The sequence below is a fragment of the Limnohabitans sp. MMS-10A-192 genome (assembly GCF_003063335.1).
Lineage (GTDB): Bacteria > Pseudomonadota > Gammaproteobacteria > Burkholderiales > Burkholderiaceae_C > Limnohabitans_A.
The window spans coordinates 231,185-255,628 of sequence record NZ_NERX01000002.1 but is presented as its reverse complement, the minus strand read 5'-3'; the positions used below and the strand labels follow the sequence as shown (position 1 = coordinate 255,628).

The following is a 24,444-nucleotide window of genomic DNA, read 5'->3' as shown; positions in this document are numbered from 1 at the left end:
GGGGGCCGGGACGACAGAGGACCATGCACCGCCAAAAAAAAGCCCGTCATTGACGGGCTTTTTTGTGGGTGCCGCGTGAGCGGCTCCATGCGAGATCAGGCTGCGGCGAGCCAATACCCTGCATTGAATGGGCTGCTCATGCGCAGCGCCAAAGGCGACACGTCGACCAATTTGTCGGTCGGCATTTTTTCGCCTTCTTCGACCGTTTCGGCCACTGCGGCGTCTTCGGTTTGTGCCTCAATCGCCCGTCCTGCTTGGCTGTTTTGCGCAGAACGGGCTACAGAAAAGAATAGAAGCATCGGAAGGGTATCTTCCGGTCTCCCCAGTAATCGGCCGTGTCGCGGAAGATGTCCAGCAATTGCTCGCGGGCTTCCTTGTCAAACTTCACATTGGCGGGGATCGATTCCAGCACCACAATGAAGCCGGGCTGTGGGCCCGACTTGTGCAGGGGGTCGGTCATGCAGTCGTACAGGGCATCAAAGTTCTTGCCGAAGTGCGAAGGCAGTGTGAATTGCGCGCCAATCAGGTCCAGCACGTCTTGTTTGCTCTGGGCTTCGGCCAGGTTGGCATACAAAAAGTGGTGGCCCAAGCCTTGGGCGGCCTCTTGCAAGTCGCTCACGCGGTAAGCGCGGATCGACTGCACGATGTTGGACCGCACGCCCTTCAAGGGCGCCTCTTGGTCCTGGCGAATCGGCATGTCCATCTCCGTGGTTCTTTCTCTTAAAAATCAGTTCTTATCGACAATTTCGCGAAAACTCGCGTAATGGTCCTGGGTGTAGTAACAGGCTCTCGGGTTGCGAGCTTCCTGTCCACCACACACGATGCGTCGGGCGCCGCGATCACGCGAACCGGGGGTCTTGACGGTGTACTCACGGTAGTAACCGCGTTCTTGTCGCGGCAACTGACGTTCACGGTTGCCAAATACAACCCCGTCCTTTTCGTAAGGAAAAGGACCACCCTGACGGATGAGTTGGTAAGTGGCTTGACCTTCACGCGGCAGATCGGCCACCAGCACAGTGGACGAACTTGGCGCGTCGGCAACGGTTTTGGCTTGCACCAAAAAAGTGCAGGCCATCAAAATCACCCCGACTATCACTGAGAACCAGCTTGGCCGGTCGTGGTTTTTGAACGCTACCTTCATGAAAACACCTTTCAAGAGCTCCGGGTTAACCCGAAAACTCGAAGGCGCTAGTGTGATGCAATTGTCACAAAAATGCAAGCACTTGCATCTTTAATAAGCAATGCTTCCAAGGGTTTAGACCTTGGAAGTTGGTGCTCGCTCTCTGTTTAACCCTTAACGGGCCGCGTTGGCGTCTGCCACGGTCAGGGCCGTCATGTTGACAATGCGGCGCACCGTGGTGCTGGGCGTCAGGATGTGCACGGGCTTGGAAGCCCCCAGCAAGACCGGCCCCACCGCGATGTTGCCGCCAGCGGCCGTCTTGAGCAGGTTGTAAGCGATGTTGGCCGCATCGATGTTGGGCAAAACCAGCAAATTGGCGTCGCCTGCCAGCGTGCTGTTGGGCATGATGGCATGACGCGCTGCAGCATCGAGGGCCACATCACCGTGCATCTCGCCATCGACTTCCAGCCATGGCGCGTTGTTGCGCAGCAGCTCCAGCACCTGGCGCATCTTGACCGCGCTGGGCTGGTTGGACGAACCAAAGTTGGAGTGCGACAGCAATGCGGCTTTGGGCTTGAGGCCAAAACGGCGCATTTCTTCGGCGGCCATCACGGTGATCTCCGCCAGCTCTTGCGCCGTGGGGTCGTAGTTCACGTGGGTGTCCAGCATGAACACCTGCCGGCCCGGCAGCATCAAACCGTTCATGCAGGCGAAGGTGTTCACGCCCTTGCGTTTGCCCACCACCTGGTCGATGTAGTTCAGGTGCATGGGGTTGGTGCCCCAAGTGCCGCAAATCATGCCGTCCACGTCGCCTTTGTGCAGCAACATGGCGCCAATGAGCGACAAACGGCGGCGCATCTCGATCTTGGCGATCTGCTGGGTGATGCCCTTGCGCTCGGTCATGCGGTGGTAGGTCTGCCAAAAGTCGCGGTAGCGGTGGTCCATCTCGACGTTGACCACGTCGTAGTCCAGCTCTTCCTTCAGGCGCAGGCCGAATTTTTCGATGCGTTCGGCGATCACGGCTGGGCGGCCAATCAGGGTGGGGCGGGCAATGCCCTCGTCCACCACGATCTGGGCGGCGCGCAACACGCGTTCTTCTTCACCTTCGCTGTAGGCGATGCGTTTCTTCAAGGCGCGCTTGGCGGCCGTGAAAATCGGCTTCATCATCGTGCCCGAGGCATAGACGAAGCCCTGCAATTTCTCGCGGTAAGCGTCCAGATCAGCAATCGGGCGCGAGGCCACACCGCTGTCGGCTGCGGCTTGCGCCACGGCCGGCGCGATCTTCATCATCAAGCGCGGGTCAAACGGCTTGGGGATCAGGTACTCGGGGCCAAAGGCCAGTGGCTCGCCCACATAGGCTGCGGCCACCACTTCGCTTTGCTCGGCTTGCGCCAGCTCGGCAATGGCGTGCACGGCGGCGATTTCCATCTCCAGCGTGATGGTGGTCGCGCCACAGTCCAGCGCCCCCCGGAAGATGTAGGGGAAGCACAGGACGTTGTTGACCTGGTTGGGGTAGTCGGTGCGACCGGTGGCCATGATGGCGTCGTCGCGCACGGCCTTCACATCGTCGGGATCGATTTCAGGGTTGGGATTGGCCAAGGCAAAAATCAGCGGCTTGGCGGCCATGGACTTGACCATGTCTTGCTTGAGCACGCCACCGGCCGACAGGCCCAGGAACACGTCAGCGCCCTCAATCACCTGTGCCAAGGTGCGGTGCTCGGTTTTTTGCACGAACTGGATCTTGTCTTCGTCCATGAGTTCGGTGCGGCCTTCGTAGACCACACCGGCCAGGTCGGTGACCCAGATGTTTTCACGCGGGATGCCCAACTTGACCAACAAGCCCAGGCAAGCCAGCGCGGCAGCGCCTGCGCCAGAGGTGACCAGTTTGATTTTCTTGGGGTCTTTGCCCACGATCTTCAGACCGTTCAAAATGGCCGCGCCCACCACGATGGCGGTGCCGTGCTGGTCGTCGTGGAAGACCGGGATCTTCATGCGCTCGCGCAGCTTGCGTTCAATGTAGAAGCAGTCTGGCGCCTTGATGTCTTCGAGGTTGATGCCGCCAAAGGTTGGCTCCAGCGAAGCGATGATTTCGACCAGTTTGTCGGGGTCTTTCTCGTTGATCTCGATGTCGAACACGTCGATGCCCGAGAACTTCTTGAACAGGACGCCCTTGCCTTCCATGACGGGCTTGCTGGCCAGGGGGCCAATGTCGCCCAGACCCAGAACGGCCGTGCCGTTGGTCACGACGCCCACCAGGTTGCCCCGGCTGGTGTACTTGAAGGCGTTGGCAGGGTCCTTGACGATTTCTTCGCAAGGAGCGGCCACGCCAGGCGAATAAGCCAAGGCCAAGTCGTGCTGGTTGACCAGTTGCTTGGTGGGGGCAATGGCAATTTTGCCGGGGGTGGGGAACTCGTGGTATTCGAGTGCGGCTTTGCGCAGCTGGGCGCGCTTTTCTTCGGCTTGGAGCTTGTTGCTCATGGTGATCTCCATCGTGTCATCGACCAGACATTTCATCTGGTGATATTGGTTTTTCCATTGTAGTCTGCCAACTTGACGCACAGCACTTGGTAAATCCGCGCACAAAGTGAGTTGGCTTTTGACTTTTACGCACAGATGGCGGTGCGCCTGCTGCTCTGCATCAGCGCAAATGCTTCCAGGCTTTGTGGCCCAAGGCCTGCGCGATCGAGACCGCCCGAGGGCCTGGCACCACCGTGAAGGACTCGCCGGTGTGCAAGGTGCCCCCGACATCCACCGCCAGATAAAACCCGCATCGCCCGCTTTGCACCATGTCTTTGGCCGCCTGCGAATAAGCCATCACCGCATTGAATTTGCCGCAAGGCTCACGCGGCTGGGTCACGCGCAAAACCACCTCGTCAAAACGCAAGAGGTCACCGATGAACACCTGTTCCTCCAGGACGCCCTCCAGACTGAGGTTCTCCCCCAGATAACCCGGTGCCAGGGCCTCTTCGAACAGGCTGACGCCTTGTTTTTGGCGTTGCTGCTGCCACCAGGCCAGGTGCTCTGAAGGCAATGCATAGATGGCCTTGCTCAAGCCCCCATGGACACTCAGATCCGATTGCTCATCGCCCGCCAAGCCCAAAGGTCCGGCCACGGCCTGCGCCACAGCGGTCTTGCCAATGGCCGACATGAGTTTGCGACCGCCCACCGTCAACGGGCGGACCGTGCCGGTTTGGATGGAGCGCAAGCGACCCATCACCCTCAGCCTCTCATCAAAGCTTCGATCTCATCGGCCTTGACCGGCACATCCCGCGTGATCAGCTCGCAACCGGTCTCGGTCACGATGGCATCGTCTTCGATGCGGATGCCGATGTTCCAGAACTGTTCGGGCACGCCTTGGGCAGGGCGCACATACAAACCCGGCTCGATGGTCAGCACCATGCCCGGCTGCAGGATGCGGCTGGGGCGGTCCTTGATGGTCTCGCCGCTGAGCGGGTCCTTGCGCTCGCTGATCTGGCCCACCTGCGAAGGCTCCACATAGCTGCCGCAGTCGTGCACATCCATGCCCAGCCAGTGGCCAGTGCGGTGCATGTAGAACGGAAAGTAACTGCGGTTGGCGATCACGTCCTGCGCATTGCCCACCTTGGCTTTGTCCAGCAAGCCCAGGTCCAGCAAGCCTTGGGCCAGCACGGCCACCGTGGCATCGTGCGGGTCCACAAAGCGGGCACCAGCGCGTGTCGCGGCCACGGCCGCGTCTTGCGAGGCCAGCACCAGGTCGTACAGCGCACGCTGCGGGCCGGTGAATTGGCCGTTGGCCGGGAAGGTGCGGGTGATGTCGCTGGCGTAGCCGTCGAGTTCGCAACCGGCATCGATCAGCACCAGTTCACCCTCGCGAATGCGCCCTTCGTCGGCGCGGTAGTGCAGCACACAGGCATTGGCACCAGCCGCCACGATGGAGCCGTAGGCGGGGTATTGCGAGCCGTGTTGGCGAAACTCGTGCAGCAGCTCGGCGTCCAGGTGGTATTCGCGCACATCCTGCCCGGCGCGCAGCATGGCGGCGCTGCGCTGCATGGCGCGGACATGGGCACGGGCACTGATCTGCGAAGCGCGGCGCATGATGTCTTGTTCGTGCGCGTCTTTGACCAAACGCATCTCGTCGAGCACGCTGCACAGGTCACGCTGCAAGTCGGGGCACAAGGCGCCAAAGCGCACACGGGCGCGCACCGATTGCAGCCAGCCGTCAACCCGGCCCTCCAGCCCCGCATGCGTGGCGAAGGGGTACCAAACGGTGCTGCGGTTTTCGAGCAGCTTGGGCATCTGCGCGGCCAACTCGGCCGACGAAAACGCCTTGTTCACCCCCAAGGCCGCAGGTGCAGCGTCTGGGCCCAAACGGATACCGTCCCAGATCTCACGCTCCAGATCCTTGGGCTGGCAAAACAAGGTGGCCTCGCCATCGGCCGTGATCACCAGCGTGACATGGGGCTCGGTGAAGCCGGTCAGGTAATAAAAATAGCTGTCGTGCCGGTACAAAAAATCGCTGTCGCGGTTGCGCTGCCGCTCAGGTGCGGTGGGGACGATGGCGATGCCACCAGCGCCCAATTGGGCAGCCACGCGGGCGCGGCGTTGGGCATAGATGGAAGCGTGTTCAATGACCGTCATGGGGTTCCAATTCACAGATTCAAAGCATTATGGTGGTCAAGTGTTCAATTGCGCCAAGCGCTCGGGGGTGCCCACATCGGTCCAAGCGCCCGCATACACCTCGCCCGACACCAGCCCCCGGTCCATGGCTGCACGCAACAAGGGCGCCAGCGCCAGCGCCGTGCCTGCTGGGTTGCCAGCGGGCAATCCGCAATCTGCGAAGAACGACCGTTTGTACAAAGCGATGGTGCTGAAGGTGTAATCGCAGCCCGGCGCGCCTTTGGCCAAGTTGAGCACACGCCCCTGGGCAGACAGGCCAAAGTCGCCCCCCGGGTTGTGCGCCGGATTGGGCACCAGCCAAAGGTGGGCCAACTGCTCACTGGCGGCAAAGCGCTGCACAGCGTTTGCAGAAAAAACAAAGTCGGGGGCAAACACATCGCCCGCCACCACCCAAAACACATCGGCCAAGCCGGGCAAGGCACGCACGATGCCGCCGGCCGTCTCCAGCGCATGGCCAAAATCCTGCCCCTCGTGGGAATAACTCAAATCGACCGTCGGCAAGCCTGGCAGAACAAGTTGCCGCCCGAAGTGCGTCGAGATTTTTTCACCCAGCCAGGCCGTGTTGATCAGCTGCCGAGTGAAGCCCCCGCGGGCCAGGGCCTGCATGGGCGACTGCATCAAGGGTTGGCCACGCACAGTCAGCATGGGCTTGGGCTGCACGTCGGTTAAAGGACGCATGCGCTCGCCACGACCGGCGGCCAAGATCATGGCTTGGGCACCACCGGACGCGGTCACATCAAAAGCAAGAGGATTCATGCCGCAATGTTGCCATGTTCCGTACCCAGCTTGTCGCGCGCAAACCGCCCGGGATGCGCTCTTTTCCACATGAAGGCTGGCCCAAACCGCTAAAATCTCGGGTTTTCCAGAATACTTTTCCCGGAGTTGCCCCCATGGCCAATCAACAACAAATGGCAAATGCCATCCGCGCCCTCGCAATGGACGCTGTTCAACAAGCCAACTCCGGTCACCCCGGCGCCCCCATGGGCATGGCCGACATGGCCGTCGCGCTGTGGGGCGATCACCTGCAACACAACCCCAAAAACCCGCACTGGGCCAACCGTGACCGCTTTGTGCTGTCCAACGGCCACGGCTCGATGCTGATCTATTCGGTGCTGCACCTGACCGGCTACAAACTGCCGATTGAAGAACTCAAGAACTTCCGCACCCTGCACAGCAAAACCGCTGGCCACCCCGAAGTGGGCGTGACCCCCGGCGTGGAAACCACCACCGGCCCACTGGGTCAGGGCATCACCAACGCCGTGGGCATGGCGCTGGCGGAGAAGATGCTGGCTGCCGAGTTCAACAAAGCCGAGCACAAAATCGTCTCACACCACACCTACGTGTTCCTGGGTGACGGTTGCCTGATGGAAGGCATCAGCCACGAAGCCGTGGCCCTGGCCGGCGCCTGGAAGCTGAACAAGCTGATCGCCCTGTACGACGACAACGGCATCTCCATCGACGGCCAAGTGGCCCCCTGGTTCATCGACAACACGCCCCAGCGTTTTGCCGCCTGCGGCTGGAACGTGATCGACGCCGTGGACGGCCATGACGCCGCTGCCGTGTCCGCTGCAATTGCCAGTGCCAAACACAGCGCCGACAAGCCCACCCTGATCGTCTGCAAAACCGCCATCGGCAAAGGCTCACCCAACCGTGCGGGCACTTCCAAAGCCCACGGCGAGCCTTTGGGCGCTGAAGAAATCAAACTCACCCGCGAAGCCCTGGGCTGGACGGCAGAGCCTTTCAAGATCCCCAAAGAGGTGTACGCCGACTGGGACGCCAAGGCCGCAGGCGCTGCCCGCGAAGCCGAGTGGAACACCGCATTTGCCGCTTACAAAGCCGCCTTCCCGGCCGAGGCCAAAGAGTTTGTTCGCCGCATGAAGGGCGACTTGCCCAAGAACTTCAACCAAGTGGCGTTTGACGCCGTGGTCGCGGCCCACACCAAGGGCGAGACCGTGGCCAGCCGCAAGGCCAGCCAATTGGCGCTCGAAGCCTTCACCGCTGCCTTGCCCGAAATGCTGGGCGGCTCGGCCGACCTGACCGGCTCCAACCTCACCAACACCAAGAGCACCCCCGCCTTCCGCGTGGACCTGGCCGGTGATGTGGTCAAAACCGAAGACGGCAAAATCGGCCGCCACATCAACTACGGCGTGCGCGAATTCGGCATGGCCGCCATCATGAACGGCGTGGCCCTGCACGGTGGTTACATCCCTTACGGTGGCACCTTCCTGACTTTCAGCGACTACAGCCGCAACGCCATCCGCATGGCCGCGCTGATGAAGCAGCGTGTGGTGCATGTGTTTACCCACGACTCCATCGGTCTGGGCGAAGACGGCCCGACGCACCAGTCGATCGAACACGCCGCCAGCCTGCGCCTGATCCCTGGCTTGGACGTGTGGCGTCCTGCTGACACGGCCGAAACCACCGTGGCCTGGGCTGTGGCGCTGCAAAACGCGAACCGTCCTTCGGCCCTGCTGCTCAGCCGCCAAAACCTGGCCTACTCGCCCAAGAGCGATCTGGGCGACATCAGCCGTGGCGCGTATGTGCTGTCGGAGCCCGAGCACGTCGGCATCAAGAAGACGCACGGCGTGATCATCGCTACCGGCTCTGAAGTGCAACTGGCCCTGGCCGCGCAAAAGCTGCTGGCCGAACGCAAGATCGGTGTGCGCGTGGTCTCCATGCCCAGCACCAATGTGTTCGACCGCCAGGACACCGAATACAAACAAAGCGTGCTGCCCGCAGGTCTCCCCCGCGTGGCGGTCGAAATGGGCTCCACCGACGGCTGGTGGAAATACGGCTGCGCTGCCGTGGTCGGCATCGACACCTATGGCGAGTCAGCCCCTGCACCTGTGCTGTTCAAACACTTCGGCTTCACCGCCGAGAACGTGGCCGACACGGTCCACGCTGCGCTGCTCAAGGCCTGACAAGGCCACTGACCGGCCGGACCCCATCAGCGCCCGCAAGGCGCTGATGCCACGTCCGGGATCAGGATTCTGAAAGGGTCCTGGTTTCCAATCCGGTTACGTAACGGTTTCGTAACTTTCTCCCGAGGCATTCACATGACCATCAAGCTTGGCATCAACGGATTTGGCCGCATCGGCCGCCTGGCCCTGCGCGCCGCCCTGAAACACGGCTACGACGACATCCAGATCGTCGGCATCAACGACCCCAAGCCCGCCGACTACCTGGCCTACATGCTCAAGTACGACAGCGTGCACGGCCGCTTTGATGGCACGGTGGACTTCACCGAAGACACGCTCATCGTCAATGGCAAGAAGATCAAGCTCTCGCACGAGCGCGACGCGCACAACCTGCGTTGGGGCGAGATGGGCGTGCACACCGTGCTGGAATGCACCGGCCACTACCTGACCGAGCCCACCAGCCAAATGCACATCGCCGCTGGCGCCAAAAAGGTCGTGATCTCGGCCCCGTCCAAAGACAGCATCCCGATGTTTGTCTATGGCGTGAACCACAAAAAGTATGCTGGCGAAGCCATCGTGTCGAACGCGTCATGCACCACCAACTGCCTGGCCCCCGTGGTGAAAGTGCTCAATGACAAGTGGGGCATCAAGCGCGGTTTGATGACCACGGTTCACGCCGCCACCGCCAGCCAAATGACCGTCGACGGCTCCTCGCGCAAAGACTGGCGCGGTGGCCGTGGCATCCTGGAAAACATCATCCCCAGCAGCACGGGCGCGGCCAAGGCCGTGGGCGTGGTGATCCCTGAGATCAAGGGCAAGATCACCGGCATGGCGTTTCGCGTGCCCACGTCGGATGTGTCGGTCATTGATCTGACCGTGGAGCTGAACAGCGACGCCAGCTATGCCGAGATCTGCGCCGAAATGAAAGCCCAAAGCGAAGGCGCCCTCCAAGGCGTGCTGGGCTACACCGACGAAAAAGTGGTCTCCACCGACTTCCGTGGCGAGCCCTGCGCCAGCGTGTTCGACGCGACCGCCGGCATTGCCCTGGACAAGAGCTTCGTCAAGATCGTCGCTTGGTACGACAACGAATGGGGCTACGCCAAGCAGTGCCTGGAGATGGTGCGGGTGGTGGCCAAGAAGAAGTGATCTGCTTCTGATGCGGTGGCAGGTGCCTGCGGCAGACGCAGATGCCGGTGCCCCGCCAGGGCTCAGAGGCGCTTCGCTTTGCCACATCGCCCAGGCGGAGCACCGGCATCTGAATCATGGTGGTCCTGCTCAAAGCGCCCTCGGGCGCTTTTTTCATGGGCACAAAAAATGTGGAAGCAAGCCCCAGCGCGCGAAGGGGCTGCCAGCACACGGGCATTAGGCCGCAGGTGGAGCCTTCTACAAAATTCAGAGACTTTGAACCCGCTCAACGCGCAGCCGCCCGAATCCAATCCGCCGCCTTCTCTGCAATCATGATCGTCGGCGCATTGGTGTTGCCGCTCACGATGCGCGGCATCACCGAGGCATCGACCACGCGCAGGCCCGGCACGCCGTGCACGCGCAGTTGCGCGTCCACCACCGCCATGTCGTCTTGGCCCATGCGGCAGGTGCCCACAGGGTGGTACACCGTGTCGGCGTTTTTCCGAATCCAGTGTTCGAGTTGTTCATCGCTGCGCGCATCGGCAGATGCTGCCCACTCTTTGCCATACGCCGCCAAGGCGGGTTGGGACAAGATGTTTTGTGCTTGACGGACGCCGTCGCGCAAGCGCTGCAGGTCACGCGGGTCGCTTAAAAACTGCGGATCAATCAGCGGTGCGCTGTGTGGCTTGCGGTCGGCCAATTGCACGCGGCCTCGGCTGTCGGGTTGCAACAGACACACATGCAGCGAGTAGCCGTGGCCCAGTGTCAATTGACGCCCGTGGTCCACCAGTTTGGCGACCACAAAGTGCAGCTGGATGTCGGGGTGCGCCTGGTCAGGTCGGCTTTTGTAAAAAGCCCCGCCCTCTGCAAAATTGGTGGTGAGCGGCCCCTTGCGGTGTTGGCGCCAAGCCCACAGGGCTTGCAAGGTGTGCCATGCGCCTTTGGGTGACACCCCGATCAAATCGGTTTGGCCAGGTGCATCGGCGACCAGCACCGCGTCTGGGTGGTCGTGCAGGTTTTCGCCCACGCCGGGCAAATCGTGCAGCACCTCGATGCCCAGGCTTTGCAAATGCGCGGCAGGCCCGATGCCCGAACGCATGAGGATGGCGGGCGACTGGAAAGCGCCTGCGCTCAAAATGATTTCGCGCCGGGCGGTCAAGGTCTGCGCCTTCCCGCCCTGCAAGGTGTGCACCTGCCGCGCCACGCCATCCACCAGGCCGATGCGGTCCACGGTGACGTCGGTCATCACATGCAAATTGGGTCTGCCCAAGTGCGGCGTGAGGTAAGCCTTGGCCGCGCTGAAACGCTCGCCTGCACGTTGCGTCACCTGGTACAGGCCCACGCCCTCCTGCGTGGGGCCATTGAAGTCGGTGGTGAGCGGCAAACCCGCTTGCACGCCCGCCTCGACAAAGCGTTTGGCGAACGCATTGGGGCTTTGCAGATCGGCCACGTTCAAGGGGCCGTTTTGGCCATGCCATTCGTTGTGGATGCGCTCGTTGTGCTCGGCCTTGAGAAAGTAAGGCAGCACATCGGCCCACGCCCAGCCCGCACAACCTTGCGCGGCCCAGTGGTCGTAATCGGCCTGTTGGCCGCGAATGTAGGCCATCGCATTGGTGGAGCTTGAGCCGCCCAAGGTGCGCCCACGCGGCTGAAAACCGCTGCGCCCCAGCAGACCCGGCTGCGGCACCGTGCTCAGGCCTTGCGTCACGATTTCAGTGCGCGCCATGAGGGCAATGCCCGCAGGACAATGGATCAAGGCACTGGTGTCCGGCGGCCCGGCTTCGATCAGGGCCACCTGCAGCGTGGGGTCTTCACTCAAACGACTGGCCAGCACACAACCGGCCGATCCACCGCCCACGATCACAACATCGAACTCCATGCATCACTCCGCTTGCTTGCCAACTTTTCCAATGTACTGGCTCCAGCGAAGACGTCTGTCACGGCGGTGTCTGCCTGTTTAGCGGGCTGCTTGACCACAAGGCATTCAGCTCCCTGATGGCCCGCAGACACTGCGGCCATTTCGCCTTGGGATCAAAAAAGCCGCCGACCCCTTGCAGGGCAGGCGGCTCATGCAAACAAAGGCCAATTACTTGACTGCTGCAACGGACTTCTTGACCGCTTCAGCCACATGCTCTTGCGCTTTGACCGTGTGCTCTTGGGCCACCAGGGTGTGCGTTTGTGCCGCTTTGTGGTCGCCAGCAACGATCAGCTTGGCCACTTCTTTGTGTGACTTGGCGGCGTGCTCAAAATGTTCAGCCGCTTGCGTGTGGTGCTGCTGAGGTGTGACAGCAGTCGAAGTGTCGTGTGGTTTGATTTCATTGAGGGACATGGGGTAACTTTCAAAAAATGGGAGAGTCTTCAAGCCTGTAAATCAAGTGCACCTGATCTACTGACCCATTCTTTCCACGAAGCGGCGTGCCGTCTGTTGGCCTGCACACGCTGGCTGGCGAGTTACAAAACCAAAACAAACCCTTGATTTCCCTAGGGGATGTAATTTAGTTACATATTTGCCATACGATGGTTACATAGGCGATTGGGCGCACAAAGCGCTTCGCATCCCACACGCTCAAGGAAAGAGACACAGACATGACCACCACGATCGGTATCAACGGATTTGGCCGCATCGGCCGCATGGTGCTGCGCGCAGCGGTGCAGAACTTCAACGACGTCGAGATCGTCGGCATCAACGATTTGCTGGAGCCTGAGTACCTGGCCTACATGCTGCAATACGACAGCGTGCATGGCCGCTTCAAGGGCACTGTGGCCGTAGAGGGCAACACCCTGGTGGTCAACGGCCAAAAGATCCGCCTGACACAAGAGCGCGACCCGGCCAACCTGAAGTGGAACGAGGTCGGAGCCGATATGGTGATCGAAGCCACGGGCCTGTTCCTCGACAAAGACAGCGCGGGCAAGCACTTGGCCGCAGGCGCCAAAAAGGTGGTGATCTCGGCGCCATCGAAGGACGACACGCCCATGTTTGTGTATGGCGTGAACCACGACACCTACGCTGGCCAAACCATCATCAGCAACGCCAGCTGCACCACCAACGCGTTGGCCCCGATCACCAAAGTGCTCAACGACAAGTGGGGCATCAAACGCGGCCTGATGACCACCGTGCACGCCGCCACTGCGACGCAAAAGACCGTGGACGGCCCGAGCAACAAAGACTGGCGCGGCGGTCGCGGCATTCTGGAAAACATCATCCCCAGCAGCACGGGCGCGGCCAAGGCGGTGGGCGTGGTGATCCCGGCTATTCAAGGCAAGCTGACCGGCATGGCGTTCCGCGTGCCCACCTCTGACGTGTCGGTGGTGGACTTGACCGCCGAGCTGGACACCCCCGCCACCTATGCCGAGATCTGCGCTGAAATGAAGGCGCAAAGCGAAGGCGCTTTGAAGGGCGTGCTGGGTTACACCACCGACAAAGTGGTCTCGACCGACTTCCGTGGCGAAGTCTGCACCAGCGTGTTTGATGCCGATGCGGGCATTGCGCTGGACAGCACCTTCATCAAGGTGGTGGCCTGGTACGACAACGAGTGGGGTTACTCCAACAAATGCCTGGAGATGGCACGGGTGGTCGGGCGCTGAGACTGAGCACTGTGGGCCGGCGCTGTCGGACCTGAAGGGACCGACCGACAGGCAGAAATGCGATGTGAATCCACCTGTCACCCCGGGCGAAGACCCGGGGTCCATGGGTGAAAAGTCATGGATCCCGGATCAAGTCCGGGATGACAAATTAAAAATTCCGGGATGACAGATTAAAAAGTCTGGGACAACAAATTAAAAAGTCAGGACAACAAATTAAAAGGTTCGGGATGACATGGCTGGGAGCGGGGTGGCTGGCTGAAACTCACTCACAAAGCCGCTGTCACCACCACTTCAATCTTCCAATCGGGGTTGGCCAGCTGCGCTTGCACCGTGGCGCGGGGTGGGGTGTGGCCGGGCACCACCCAGGCGTCCCACACGCGGTTCATGGCCGCAAAATCAGACAGATCGGTGATGAAAATCTGGGCCATCAAGATCTTGGTCTTGTCGGTCCCCGCCTTGGCCAGCAGCGTGTCGATGGCGGTCAGCACCTGACGGGTCTGGCCCTCGATGTCTTGTCCGGGCACTTCGGCGATTTGGCCGGCCAGATAAATCGTGCCGTTGTGGATGGCGACTTCTGACATGCGTGCGCCGACATCGATGCGTTGAACCATGGTGTTTCCTCGGGGTTATTTCCAAAGCGCCATGGTAGCGGCTCAGCCCTGCTGTGCGCGTGTGCGCGCCAGGCAACGGGCCGCCGCCAGGTCCCAGCCGCCCCAGCCGCAGCTTTTGAAAAACACCGGCCCACCAACGGGCCTGTGCGCGTTTTGCCAAGCCTCGGTCTGGCCCACCACATCGGCCAAGCTTGGCAAGGTGCTGACATCGAGGCCCGCTTGCAGCAAGTCACCGGCTTCGTGGTCGGCGTCGCGGGTGTCCACCACCAAGGTGCCGGTGCGGGCCAGGTGTTGGCAAACCTCGGCCGACCACTCGACCATGCGGGGGGTGAAGGCCCCCACAGCGGCCACAAAAGCATCGCTGCGGGGCCGTGCGGTCAACACGACTTGTTGTGCGGGCGTGGTGCTGACCACCAGCGGGCAATCGGCCAATGCGGCGTTGGGCTCATCCACACGCCGCGCTTGAAGGCCCATGCTGTGGGCATGCGCCACCAGCGCATCGGCACTGGCACGGCTGCGCGAGGCCACCCAAAACTCTTGCACACCCAGGCCTTGGTGGAACGCCTCCAGATGCGATTGGCCTTGCACCCCGGCGCCCACAATGAGCATCGGGCCATCGCGGCGCGGGGCCAGCTGTTGGGCTGCCAACAAAGACACGGCGGCGGTGCGGCGCGCCGTGACGGTGGGGCCATCCAGCAAGGCCACACGCTGACCGGTTTGCACATCAAACACCACGATGTCGCCCTGGATGGTCGGCAAGCCGCGCTCGGCATTGCCGGGAATGAAGCTTATGAGCTTGGTGATCGCGACCTGCGCATCGGCCGCAGGCATGACAAACAAACTGCCACCGCCCTGCAGGGCCTGCACGATGCGCGGCGGCACAGCCACCGTGGGGTCTTGCAGCAAAGCCGCGATCTCTTGCGCCAAGGCGCTGTACGGCAGGGCCCCGGCGGTTTGCTCAGGACTCAGGATCGCATCGCTCAAGACTGACCGATCTTGACTTGGTTGAGCTGGGCCTGCGCCTTGACCAGGGATGGCACCATCTCGCTGCCATAGCCCAAGGCCACCGCCGTGCTCAGCGCCTGGTGCACGCTGCCGCCAATGATGGAAGGCACTTTCATGCTTTCGCTCAGGTGCGCGTAGTAGCGCAAGTCCTTGGTCGCGTTGTTCAGCTCGAACTTCATGGCGGCATAGTCGCCTTGCAAGGTCTTGGCCATCAACTGGAACAGGCCCGAATTCACGCCGCCAGCCGAGATGACATCGACCAGTTTTTCGAGTTGTATGCCCGCCTTGGCACCCACCGCAAAAGCTTCGGCGGTGGCGGTACAAATGGCCTGCGCCACAAAGTTGTTGAGCAGTTTGATGACGTGGCCTGAGCCCATCTCGCCCACATGGAACACGTTCTCGCTGTAAGCCCGAATGACCGGCTCGATCTGCGCAAACACCTCGGGCGATGCGCCCACCATGGAGTTGAGCTTGCCCGCCTCGGCTTCGATGGGTGTGCGGGTCAGGGGCGCATCGACATACACCACGCCTTTCTCGGCGCACAGGGCGGCCAGGCGGCGGCTGGAATCGGGCTCGCTGGTGGAGGTGTCGATGATGACCAGGCCTGCACGGGCCTTTGACAAAAGGCCGCCGGGCCCAGCCACCACGGCCTCGACCTGGGGTGAGCCGGTCACACACACCAGCACCACGTCACAGGCGGCCAAGTCGGCATAGCTGGCCACTTGCCGCGCACCCGCTGCCAGCAAGTCCTGCACGGGCGCGGTGCGCTGGTGAACCGAAATCGACAAATCAAAACCCTTGGCCCGGATGTTTTTGGCCATGCCATGGCCCATCAAACCCGAAGCGCCGACAAATCCGATGTGTTGCATATGGCCTCTTGCGTGCAGTGAAAAAGAAAGGCCATTCTGAAAGAAGGGGCCACCGCCCCCTGTCACCTGTGCACATGCCCTGCAAAGCCCCACAAGCTTTTGCCGCATTTGCCGCCTGCGTGACAAAGCGCCACCCAGGCCATGGCTACCATCGCGCATGCACCTGACCGCCTCCTCCCCTGTTCAATCCTTGGCTGACCTCCAGCGCCTGGAAGCCACCCCTTTGGCGCAAGCCATGCCCTGGGCCAGCACTTACGACGTGATCCGCGCCAGCGCGCAAGTCCACGCCGACCGACCCGCGCTCACGTTTTTGGAAACCGGCCAAGTCGGCGGCCCCGCCACCACCTGGACTTACCGAGATCTGCTGCAAGGCATTCACCAGACAGCCAACTTGCTGTTCACCCTGGGCCTGCGCCAAGCCGATGCGGTGGCTGTTTTGCTGCCCGGTGGATTGGCCTACCACCTGGCCCTGTGGGGTGGCGAGGCGGCGGGCATTGTGCAGCCGCTCAACCCGCTGCTGAGCGAGGACAAGCTCTTGTCTTTGCTGCAAGCCAGTGGTGCCCAGGCGCTGATCGCACACGGTGTGGACGACGACAGCCAGCTGCGCGCCAAAGCGCTGCGCCTGCAAGCCCAATGCCCCACTTTGAAAACCGTGCTGCTGGTCCACCCCGATGGCGGACCGCTGTCGGCCACCCACGCGCTGCCCGCAGGCGTGCATGACTTTCACGCGGCACGGGCGCAGCAAGTGAGCGATCGGCTCATCAGCGAACGCGTGTTCCAGCCGCAAGACATCGCGGCCTACTTTCACACCGGGGGCACCACCGGTGCGCCCAAGCTGGCCCGCCACAGCCATGGGGCGCAAATCTTCACCGCCTGGGCCAACGCCCAGATGCAGGGCTTTCAAAGCACCGACGTCACCATCAATGGCTATCCGCTCTTCCATGTGGCGGGCGTGCTGCCGGGGGCTTTGTGCTCCTTGGCCGTGGGCATGCACATCCTCATCCCGACGGCCAGTTTGTTTCGCAACCGCGAGGTGATTGCCAACTATTGGCGGCTGGTCGCGCACCATGGCTGCACGCTCATGTCGGGTGTGCCCACGGTGCTGGCGGCGCTGGCCGCTGTGCCGCTGAACGGGGCCGACATTTCAAGCCTGCGTGCCGTGCGCACCGGCGCCGCGCCCCTGCCGCCCGAGCTGGCCTTGCGCTTTGAACAAGCCTTTGGCCTGCAGATCAACGAAAGCCTGGGCATGACCGAGACCGCCGGCCTGAGCACCGTGGCCCCGCCGGGCCTGAGCGCCCCGGCCGGTTGCGTGGGCTGGCCGTTGCCCCATGCCAGCGTGCGCATCGTGGCCTTGGGCAGCGACGACCAGGCCACTGCCCAGACCTTGCCCGCTGGCGACAAAGGCATGGTGCTCTACAAGGGCCCCAATTTGTTCTCGGGCTATCTGGACGCGGCCGAAACCGCCCGCAGCTTCACGCCCGATGGCTGGCTCATCACCGGCGATGTGGGCTTTGTCGATGAACAGGGTCGCCTGCACCTGACGGGCCGCGCCAAAGACCTGATCATCCGCGGCGGCCACAACATTGACCCCAAAGTGATCGAAGACGCGCTGGGTGCGCACCCCGACGTGGAACTGTGCGCCGCGGTGGGCGCGCCCGATGCCTATGCGGGCGAGCTGCCTGTGGCTTTCGCTTCGCTCAAACCCGGCGCCCAAGTGAGCGAGCAAGAGCTGCTCGCCTTCACAGCCGAGCGCGTGGACGAAGCGCCCGCCAAGCCCAAACGCATCACCATTTTGGAGCGCATGCCGGTCACCAATGTGGGCAAGATCTACAAGCCCGAACTGCGCACATTGGCCACGGGTGCGGTGGTGCAGGCCTTGGTCGATCAGGTGTATGGGGTCAATGAGATGCGCCCCAGTGTGACCGCACAAGGCGACCTGCCTGTGAGCGTGAGCCTAGAGCGCGATGGCAATTGCGATGGCGATGCCGACTTGCACCGCGAACTGCAAGCCCTGATCGCGGCGCTGCCCGTGAAGGTGCAAGTGATCAGCGCAAATTGAACGCCCGCACCGGGCGTGGGCTCCAGCGCTTAGGGAATCCCCGCTTGATACAGATTGGGGTGTCACTACATTGAGGGTTCCAACCCACCAAGGTGCCCCATGAAAATTCGCGAACTGGCCACAGGACTTCAATTCCCCGAGGGGCCCGTGGCCATGGACGACGGCTCGGTGCTCTTGGTCGAAATTGCACGCGGCACCCTGACCCGCGTGACGGCCGACGGGCGCGTTCAGGTGGTGGCCGACTTGGGCGCCGGCCCCAACGGCGCGGCCATCGGGCCTGACGGCGCGGTTTACATCTGCAACAACGGCGGCTTTGAATGGACGCGCGACCCCGGCAACTGCCTGCGCCCCATCGGGCAAGCGCACGACTACTCGGGCGGGCGCATCGAGCGCGTGAACCTGAACACCGGCAAATTTGAGCGCCTGTATGAGCAAGTGGACGGCATCGGCCTGCGCGGCCCCAACGACCTGGTGTTTGACGCACATGGCGGTTTTTACTTCACCGACCTGGGCAAGGTGCGCCAGCAAGAGATGGACCGGGGCGGCCTGTTTTATGCGCAGCCCAACGGCTCGGGCGTACACGCCGTGGCCAAGCCCGCGATGACGCCCAACGGCATCGCACTCTCGCCCGATGGCCAAACCTTGTATTACGCCGAAACCGAAGGCGCACGCGTGTGGGCCTTTGACGTCACCGCCCCCGGCCAAGTGCGCAAAGACCCCTGGCCATCGCCACAGGGTGCGCGCATGGTGACGGCATCACCCGGCGGCCACTACCAACGCTTTGACTCCATGGCCGTGGATGCCCAAGGCAACATTTGCGTGGCCACCTTGCTGCACGGCGGCATCTCCATCGTCAGCCCCGACGGCCAAGCCGTGCAACACGTGCCCCTGCCAGACCCTTACACCACCAACATCTGCTTCGGCGGCCCCGGCCACCGCACCGCCTACATCACCTTGTCTGGGACAGGGCGCTTGATCGCGGTGGACGACTGGCCGGTGGCGGGCTTGGGGTTGAATTTCAATGGGTGAGTTGTTGCATTGATTCGGGATCAGACAGTGAACATACTATTAACTTCTGGGATAGTGAAAAAGATGTTGATATCTTGGCTTGTTGCAAGACTGATAGCATTAGGAGCAAAAGGAGTATCGATGAAATTGATGTTGTAAGTTAGCTTGTGATCTCCCACTTTCGCCCACTCGGACAATCCACTGTTCACTGCGTCACTGGTTTTGAACACCCAATCAAAGTTACCGTCTTCATTCTTTTTTTCAAAAGTGGAGGTGTCAGCAATTACAAAAAAACTTTTCAAAATCGTTGCGTCATCACCGGTAATTTCAACACCATCCAAACTTACCGCTTTAAAAGCATAGTCAACACGATCTTCGTCAATGATTGTGAGGGAGCCTGTTACATTTGCCGTCAGACCGATAATGTTCCCCTCTGCCGAATCTCCGGCTCGGATTTGAACCTTGGGTGCATCGTTCGTACCGGTGATTTCAACTTTGACTGTTTCCGTTGCAAATGCACCATGCGGGTCCCTTTGAGTGACCGTGTACTCCAGCACCATCTTGGCAGCTTCAGGAATCATGTCCAATGCTTCTTTAGCAGCTGAATCAAAATTCCAGTTCAGTTTGCCCGAACCATTTTTGATGGCTGCGTCGTCCAACGAGAGCATGCTCATCAAACGGTCATAAGTCGCCTTCTCTGGAGCTGTCAGATTTGCTGGATCCAGGAAAGGGATGTAGTCACCACTGATCTTCAAATCCGTGACCACGTATACCGTTCCGCTTTCAATATCTGGGTCGCTCACAGTCACGCTACCCGAGGTCTTCACCGCATTCAGTGGGTCTTCGGTCAAACCCGTTACATCGACCCGATCACCTGTTTGAATTTGGAAAACGGGCACATCGTTCTCGCCCTTGACCGTCGCCGATATCACACTGGTCGTGCCATCTACCGCGGCGATCGTCATGCTTTCAAAAAATGCTTGATCTTGATAAAGCGCTTGGGTTTTTGTATTGTCCAAGGTGTATGACCATTCACCGACTGGTGCATCAAAAGTGAAGTGACCATATTTGCCAATCAGTTGAGCTGAAGGCACGGGCTTGAATGCAGCCTCACCCGTGTCCACATCCGTCACTGTCAATTTTCCGGTCAGCACATTGCTGGGTGCATCTTCTGTCACTTGGCCCGTAGAAGTGCCAGCGATCACCGCCTTGTCATTCACGCCTTTGACGACAATCGTCAAGGTCTGCTCTGCCGAGTCCACCGTCCCGTCGTTGGCCTTGAATTTCACGGCGATGGTTTTTAATTCACCCGTTTTGAGGCTGTTGTACGCAACGTTGTTTGCATCAAACATGTATGTCCCGTCTTTGTAGAAAGACAAGCCAGCAGGCGCTGTTTCAGTCAATGCATAAGTCAACTTGGCACCCGAATCGGCATCTGAGGCTGTCACAGAGCCTGCTGCTGCAACACCTTCATTGATCGCCTTGTTTGTTGCAATCGCCACAGGGGCATCATTCGCCCCGATCACAGTGATGCTGACCGTTTTGGCCTCACTGACACCACCCGCATTGTCCACAGCGCTGTAGGTGAAGCTGACAGTTCGTGTTTGACCTGCTGCCAACCCGTCAAAGTCTTTGTTGGCATCGAAACTGTACGAACCGTCTGCATTGAAGGTGAGTTTGCCAGCAGCAACATCACTCACCAAACGATAGCTTGCGACCGTTCCATCCGAATCTGTGGCTGCGGGAACTTTGTCACTGAGCAATTTGTTTTCATCCACCTTAGCTGCTGCATCTTGGGCAACAGGTGCCTGATTGGATTTACCACTGCCTGCCGCTGCCAAGGCACCCGTTCCAAGCACCGCTGCACCTACCCAAGGATTCAGCAAAGGGAAAACGCCAAGTGCCGCACCAGTGGTGGCGGACGTGCTCATCGCAGAATAAGAACTCGCAGCAGCGCCATCGACAGGCACATAGCTGGCGGCGGCTTCGCCGGTACCGGCAAACAAGCTCACATCTTCTTGCTTGTAATAGTTCTCCAACACCAGATCCGGCGTCTGTGCGTTGCTGACCGCCTCGTCCTCGATCTGCGCCTTTTCGTCTGTCACGATTTCAAGGTTGTCGCCCACCCGACGGGCCTTGATTTGCGCAGGGGCCTTGCCGCTTGCCGAATCGACCAATTCAAAACGGGTGTTGGGATCGACCTTCAGGTTGGCCGGCTGACCTGGTTTGACTTCTACTTTTTGTGTGTTTTTAGCGTTGATAACGTTGACATTTAGCATGTAAAGAACCCCCGGGTATGGTTGATGGATGAGGGTCCATTTTTACAAGAAATTTACTTAAACTGCTTGTAAAGTTCTAATTATTTATTTTTAGTTTGTTTTAATTTGTTATTTTATTGACAAAATTAATCGATTGAAGCACCTGTTGCCGGGAAAACCCGGAGCAAGTGTGGGGGCTGGCGCAGAATCACCGAACGCGTTCAGCCCCTAAAAAGCGTGGGAGCCCAACGCTTTGGGCTCCCACGGTATTCAGCTCAAATGCTTGCCAATGATCCCCGCCAACTCAAACATCGTGGCTTGGTCTTTGCCAAACACCGCTTGCAGCTTGTCATCGGCTTTGATGGAGCGCTTGTCTGCCGGGTCTTGCAGGCCATTGGCCTTGATGTAGTCCCAGATCTTCTTGACCACTTCGGTGCGGGCATAAGTGCCGTCACCGATCACGGCGGCCAATGAGGCGCTGGGCTTGAGCGTGCCGACAGCGGCTTTGCGCGGCGCTTTGAGGGCGGCGGTCTTGGCGGCTTTTTTGGCAGCGGGGGTTTTGACGGCGGTCTTCTTGGCGGCTGGCTTGCCAAAAGGTGTCTTTTTGGCAGCGGTCTTGCGCGGCGGGTATTTCTTGCCGCCTTCGCGCTGCTCAAATTCAAAAGCCACTTTGCCCTCTTCAGGGTTCCAAGCCAGCATGGCCTTGAAGCTGCGGCGCGTGCGGTTGCTCACGAATTTGTCGAGCAAATCGGTCTTGCCGGTGCTCAGCAATTTGACGACCTGCTCGCGTTCGACAGGCTGCTGCAAGATGATCTTGCCGGTTTTGAAGTCGCAGCTGGGCGTGGGTTGATCATTCGTCGGCACGGCTTTGCTGCACACATAGTTGCTGCCGTGCTCATGCACAGCGCTGCCGCACTTGGGGCAGACGCCCAGCGACTCGTCGGTGAATTCGACGATCTCGCCGCTCTCTTCGTTTTTCTTGTCGTCGCCGAAGTCGAATTCGAGCTTCCAGTTTTTCTCTTCTTCGTTGTACTTGAGCGCCATTTCGGCCACGAAAGGCCAGCCGGCTTTGGAGCGGAAGCCGTCCAATGGGCCGATCTTTTTGTCGCGCATGAACTGCTCGACTTCGGCGGGCTCAAAGGTGCGACCCGCAGGCGACTTGCCAAACGAGAAGCCGCAGCCTTCTGCCGCGCCATTGGCGCCTGTGCAGGTGTAACGGCGGTAGTTTTCTTTGACCACACCACCGCAGTTCGGGCAAGGCGTCGTGAGCGTGGCGTAGTCACCGGGCACGGTGTCGCGGTCGTACTCTTTGGCTTTCTTGACGATGTGCTCGGTCATGGCCGCGATCTCGGCCATGAAGGTGGCGCGGCTCAACTTGCCTTGCTCCATTTGCGCCAGCTTGTATTCCCACTCGCCGGTCAGCTCGGGTTTGGAGAGTTCCTCCACCTGCAGGCCGCGCAGCAGCGTCATCAGCTGGAAGGCCTTGGCCGTCGGGATCATCTCGCGGCCTTCGCGCAGCATGTATTTCTCGTTGATCAGGCCTTCAATGGTGGCGGCGCGGGTGGCTGGTGTGCCCAGGCCTTTTTCCTGCATGGCTTCGCGCAGTTCGTCGTCGTCGACCATCTTGCCCGCGCCTTCCATGGCGCCCAGCAGCGTGGCTTCTGAATAGCGGGCAGGGGGGCGGGTCTTCAGGCCCTTGGCTTCGACCGATTCCACACCCACTTGTTCGCCGGGCTGCACAGGCACCAGGTTCTGGCCTTTGTCGCCGTCTTTGGCGTCCTCCACCTCATCTGCCGCTTCTTTGCCGTAAATGGCCAACCAGCCGGGTTTGACCAGCACCTTGCCCACGGTCTTGAAGCTGTGGCCGGCGGCCACGCTGATGCGGGTGGTCACTTGGTACTCGGCGCTGGGGAAGAACACCGCCATGAAGCGGCGCACCACAAGGTCGTACAGCTTTTGTTCGGCCTCGGACAAGCCGCTGGGCGCTTGCAGCGTGGGGATGATGGCGAAGTGGTCCGACACCTTCTTGTTGTCGAACACACGCGGGATCTTGCGCACGTAGTTGTTGTTCAGGGCCGTGAGGGCGTGCGGGGCCAGGTGGCGCATGCCGCTGTCGGCCAGCATTTCAAAGGTTTGCTTGGCCACGGGCACGTAGTCTTCGGGCAGGTGGCGCGAGTCGGTACGCGGGTAGGTCAGGGCCTTGTGGCGCTCATACAGACTTTGGGCCAGCGCCAGCGTGGTCTTGGCCGAGAAGCCGAACTTGCCGTTGGCTTCGCGCTGCAAGCTGGTCAAGTCAAACAAACCGGGGCTCGCTTGCGTGGTGGGCGTGGCCTCTTCGGTGACGCTGGCGGTTTGGCCGCGCACCGCGTCCACAATGGCTTGCGCCTCGGCGGCGGTCCATTTGCGGTCGGCTTTCTTTTCGGCGTCTTCTTCTTTTTTCCACTTCGGATCGAACCACTTGCCGGGGTAGGTGCCTGCGGCGGCAGCGAACTCGGCATGGATCTCCCAGTAATCGCGGCTGACAAACTTGCGGATTTGTTCTTCGCGCTCGACCACCACAGCCAGCGTAGGCGTTTGCACCCGGCCCACGGTGGTGAGGAAGAAGCCGCCGTCGCGCGAGTTGAAGGCGGTCATGGCACGGGTGCCGTTGATGCCCACCAGCCAATCGGCCTCAGAGCGGCTGCGGGCGGCGTCGGCCAGGCCCTGCATCTGTTGTTCGCTGCGCAGGCTGTCAAAGCCGTCGCGGATGGCCTGGGGCGTCATGGACTGCAGCCACAGGCGCTTGACGGGCTTGTTCAGGGGTTTGGTGCCACCGGCGTACTGCTCGATCAGGCGGAAGATCAACTCCCCTTCGCGGCCCGCGTCACAGGCGTTGATGAGGGCGCTGACGTCCTTGCGCTTGGCCTGCTTGACCACGGCACTCAGGCGGCTCTTGGTCTTGTCCACGGGCTTCAAGTCAAAGTGCGGCGGAATCACCGGCAAGTTGGCAAAGCTCCACTTGCCACGCTTCACGTCGTATTGCTCGGGGGCCTGGATCTCCACCAGGTGACCCACCGCGCTCGTCACCACATAGGTGTCGCTCTCGAAATGGTCATCGTGTTTCTCGAACTTGCCCGCCACAGGGGTCAGGGCCCGAACGATGTCTTGAGCCACCGAAGGCTTCTCTGCAATCACCAAAGTTTTCATGTCTACAATCCCTTGTCTCGCGTGCGCTCGCGCGCTCGCACACA

At 60.8% G+C, this 24,444-nt stretch carries 19 protein-coding genes; 5 read left to right on the top strand and 14 right to left on the bottom strand.

What is annotated here, in order from left to right:
* Positions 1–95: 95 nt before the first annotated feature.
* The 7 genes from B9Z43_RS17030 to B9Z43_RS05985 form a co-directional block, all read right to left on the bottom strand.
* The gene (locus B9Z43_RS17030) at positions 96–299 is read right to left on the bottom strand and encodes a hypothetical protein (protein ID WP_146183911.1); all 204 of its coding nucleotides are present in this window, start codon (positions 297–299) and stop codon (positions 96–98) included.
* On the bottom strand, positions 278–703 hold the full coding sequence (locus B9Z43_RS06010) for a barstar family protein (protein WP_108323724.1): 426 nt from the start codon (positions 701–703) through the stop codon (positions 278–280). The genes B9Z43_RS17030 and B9Z43_RS06010 overlap by 22 nt, the downstream gene beginning before the upstream one ends.
* A 24-nt stretch (positions 704–727) precedes the next feature.
* Complete coding sequence (locus tag B9Z43_RS06005) at positions 728–1,075, bottom strand: ribonuclease (RefSeq protein WP_233250038.1); 348 nt, start codon at positions 1,073–1,075, stop codon at positions 728–730.
* Positions 1,076–1,294: 219 nt separating this feature from the next.
* A complete protein-coding gene (locus B9Z43_RS06000; RefSeq protein WP_108324137.1) occupies positions 1,295–3,598 on the bottom strand; it encodes an NADP-dependent malic enzyme in 2,304 nt (767 codons plus the stop codon).
* A gap of 160 nt (positions 3,599–3,758) precedes the next feature.
* Positions 3,759–4,334, bottom strand: a complete 576-nt coding sequence (locus B9Z43_RS05995) for an MOSC domain-containing protein (protein WP_108323720.1) — start codon at positions 4,332–4,334, stop codon at positions 3,759–3,761.
* A gap of 5 nt (positions 4,335–4,339) precedes the next feature.
* Positions 4,340–5,737 (bottom strand): aminopeptidase P N-terminal domain-containing protein, encoded by a 1,398-nt coding sequence (locus B9Z43_RS05990; RefSeq protein WP_108323717.1) that lies wholly within the window; start codon positions 5,735–5,737, stop codon positions 4,340–4,342.
* 36 nt (positions 5,738–5,773) lie between these two features.
* The gene (locus tag B9Z43_RS05985; protein ID WP_108324136.1) at positions 5,774–6,484 is read right to left on the bottom strand and encodes a sugar phosphate nucleotidyltransferase; all 711 of its coding nucleotides are present in this window, start codon (positions 6,482–6,484) and stop codon (positions 5,774–5,776) included.
* Between the two features lie 182 nt (positions 6,485–6,666).
* Between B9Z43_RS05985 and tkt the strand changes: the two genes are divergently transcribed.
* Together tkt and gap (B9Z43_RS05975) are read left to right on the top strand one after the other, a co-directional pair.
* A complete protein-coding gene (gene tkt / locus B9Z43_RS05980; RefSeq protein WP_108323715.1) occupies positions 6,667–8,697 on the top strand; it encodes a transketolase in 2,031 nt (676 codons plus the stop codon).
* A 135-nt stretch (positions 8,698–8,832) separates the two neighbouring features.
* Positions 8,833–9,840 (top strand): type I glyceraldehyde-3-phosphate dehydrogenase, encoded by a 1,008-nt coding sequence (gene gap / locus B9Z43_RS05975; protein ID WP_108323713.1) that lies wholly within the window; start codon positions 8,833–8,835, stop codon positions 9,838–9,840.
* 265 nt (positions 9,841–10,105) lie between these two features.
* On the opposite strand, the gene B9Z43_RS05970 is transcribed toward gap (B9Z43_RS05975), so the two are convergent.
* Together B9Z43_RS05970 and B9Z43_RS05965 are read right to left on the bottom strand one after the other, a co-directional pair.
* The gene (locus tag B9Z43_RS05970; RefSeq protein ID WP_108323711.1) at positions 10,106–11,698 is read right to left on the bottom strand and encodes a GMC family oxidoreductase; all 1,593 of its coding nucleotides are present in this window, start codon (positions 11,696–11,698) and stop codon (positions 10,106–10,108) included.
* Positions 11,699–11,905: 207 nt separating this feature from the next.
* Positions 11,906–12,148, bottom strand: a complete 243-nt coding sequence (locus B9Z43_RS05965; RefSeq protein WP_108323709.1) for a hypothetical protein — start codon at positions 12,146–12,148, stop codon at positions 11,906–11,908.
* 257 nt (positions 12,149–12,405) lie between these two features.
* Here B9Z43_RS05965 and gap (B9Z43_RS05960) point away from each other — a divergent pair, with 257 nt between their 5' ends.
* Entirely contained in the window at positions 12,406–13,404 is a 999-nt protein-coding gene (gap, locus tag B9Z43_RS05960) for a type I glyceraldehyde-3-phosphate dehydrogenase (RefSeq protein WP_108323706.1), read from the top strand.
* Between the two features lie 266 nt (positions 13,405–13,670).
* On the opposite strand, the gene B9Z43_RS05955 is transcribed toward gap (B9Z43_RS05960), so the two are convergent.
* From B9Z43_RS05955 to B9Z43_RS05945, 3 genes are read right to left on the bottom strand one after another with little or no spacing between them, the layout of a single operon-like run.
* On the bottom strand, positions 13,671–14,015 hold the full coding sequence (locus B9Z43_RS05955; protein ID WP_108323704.1) for a RidA family protein: 345 nt from the start codon (positions 14,013–14,015) through the stop codon (positions 13,671–13,673).
* Between the two features lie 42 nt (positions 14,016–14,057).
* Positions 14,058–14,999: a delta(1)-pyrroline-2-carboxylate reductase family protein gene (locus tag B9Z43_RS05950; protein ID WP_108323702.1), complete on the bottom strand. Its 942-nt coding sequence runs from the start codon at positions 14,997–14,999 to the stop codon at positions 14,058–14,060.
* The gene (locus B9Z43_RS05945) at positions 14,996–15,889 is read right to left on the bottom strand and encodes an NAD(P)-dependent oxidoreductase (RefSeq protein ID WP_108323699.1); all 894 of its coding nucleotides are present in this window, start codon (positions 15,887–15,889) and stop codon (positions 14,996–14,998) included. Before B9Z43_RS05945 ends, B9Z43_RS05950 begins: the two co-directional genes overlap by 4 nt.
* 157 nt (positions 15,890–16,046) lie before the next feature.
* On the opposite strand from B9Z43_RS05945, the gene B9Z43_RS05940 reads away from it, so the two are divergent.
* The gene (locus tag B9Z43_RS05940) at positions 16,047–17,948 is read left to right on the top strand and encodes an acyl-CoA synthetase (RefSeq protein WP_108323697.1); all 1,902 of its coding nucleotides are present in this window, start codon (positions 16,047–16,049) and stop codon (positions 17,946–17,948) included.
* Positions 17,949–18,047: 99 nt separating this feature from the next.
* On the top strand, positions 18,048–18,977 hold the full coding sequence (locus B9Z43_RS05935) for an SMP-30/gluconolactonase/LRE family protein (RefSeq protein ID WP_108323695.1): 930 nt from the start codon (positions 18,048–18,050) through the stop codon (positions 18,975–18,977).
* A gap of 20 nt (positions 18,978–18,997) precedes the next feature.
* Here B9Z43_RS05935 and B9Z43_RS05930 read toward each other — a convergent pair whose 3' ends face one another.
* Positions 18,998–21,235 (bottom strand): VCBS domain-containing protein, encoded by a 2,238-nt coding sequence (locus B9Z43_RS05930; protein WP_108323693.1) that lies wholly within the window; start codon positions 21,233–21,235, stop codon positions 18,998–19,000.
* A 249-nt stretch (positions 21,236–21,484) separates the two neighbouring features.
* A complete protein-coding gene (locus B9Z43_RS05925) occupies positions 21,485–24,400 on the bottom strand; it encodes a DNA topoisomerase III (RefSeq protein WP_108323690.1) in 2,916 nt (971 codons plus the stop codon).
* Positions 24,401–24,444 lie beyond the last annotated feature (44 nt).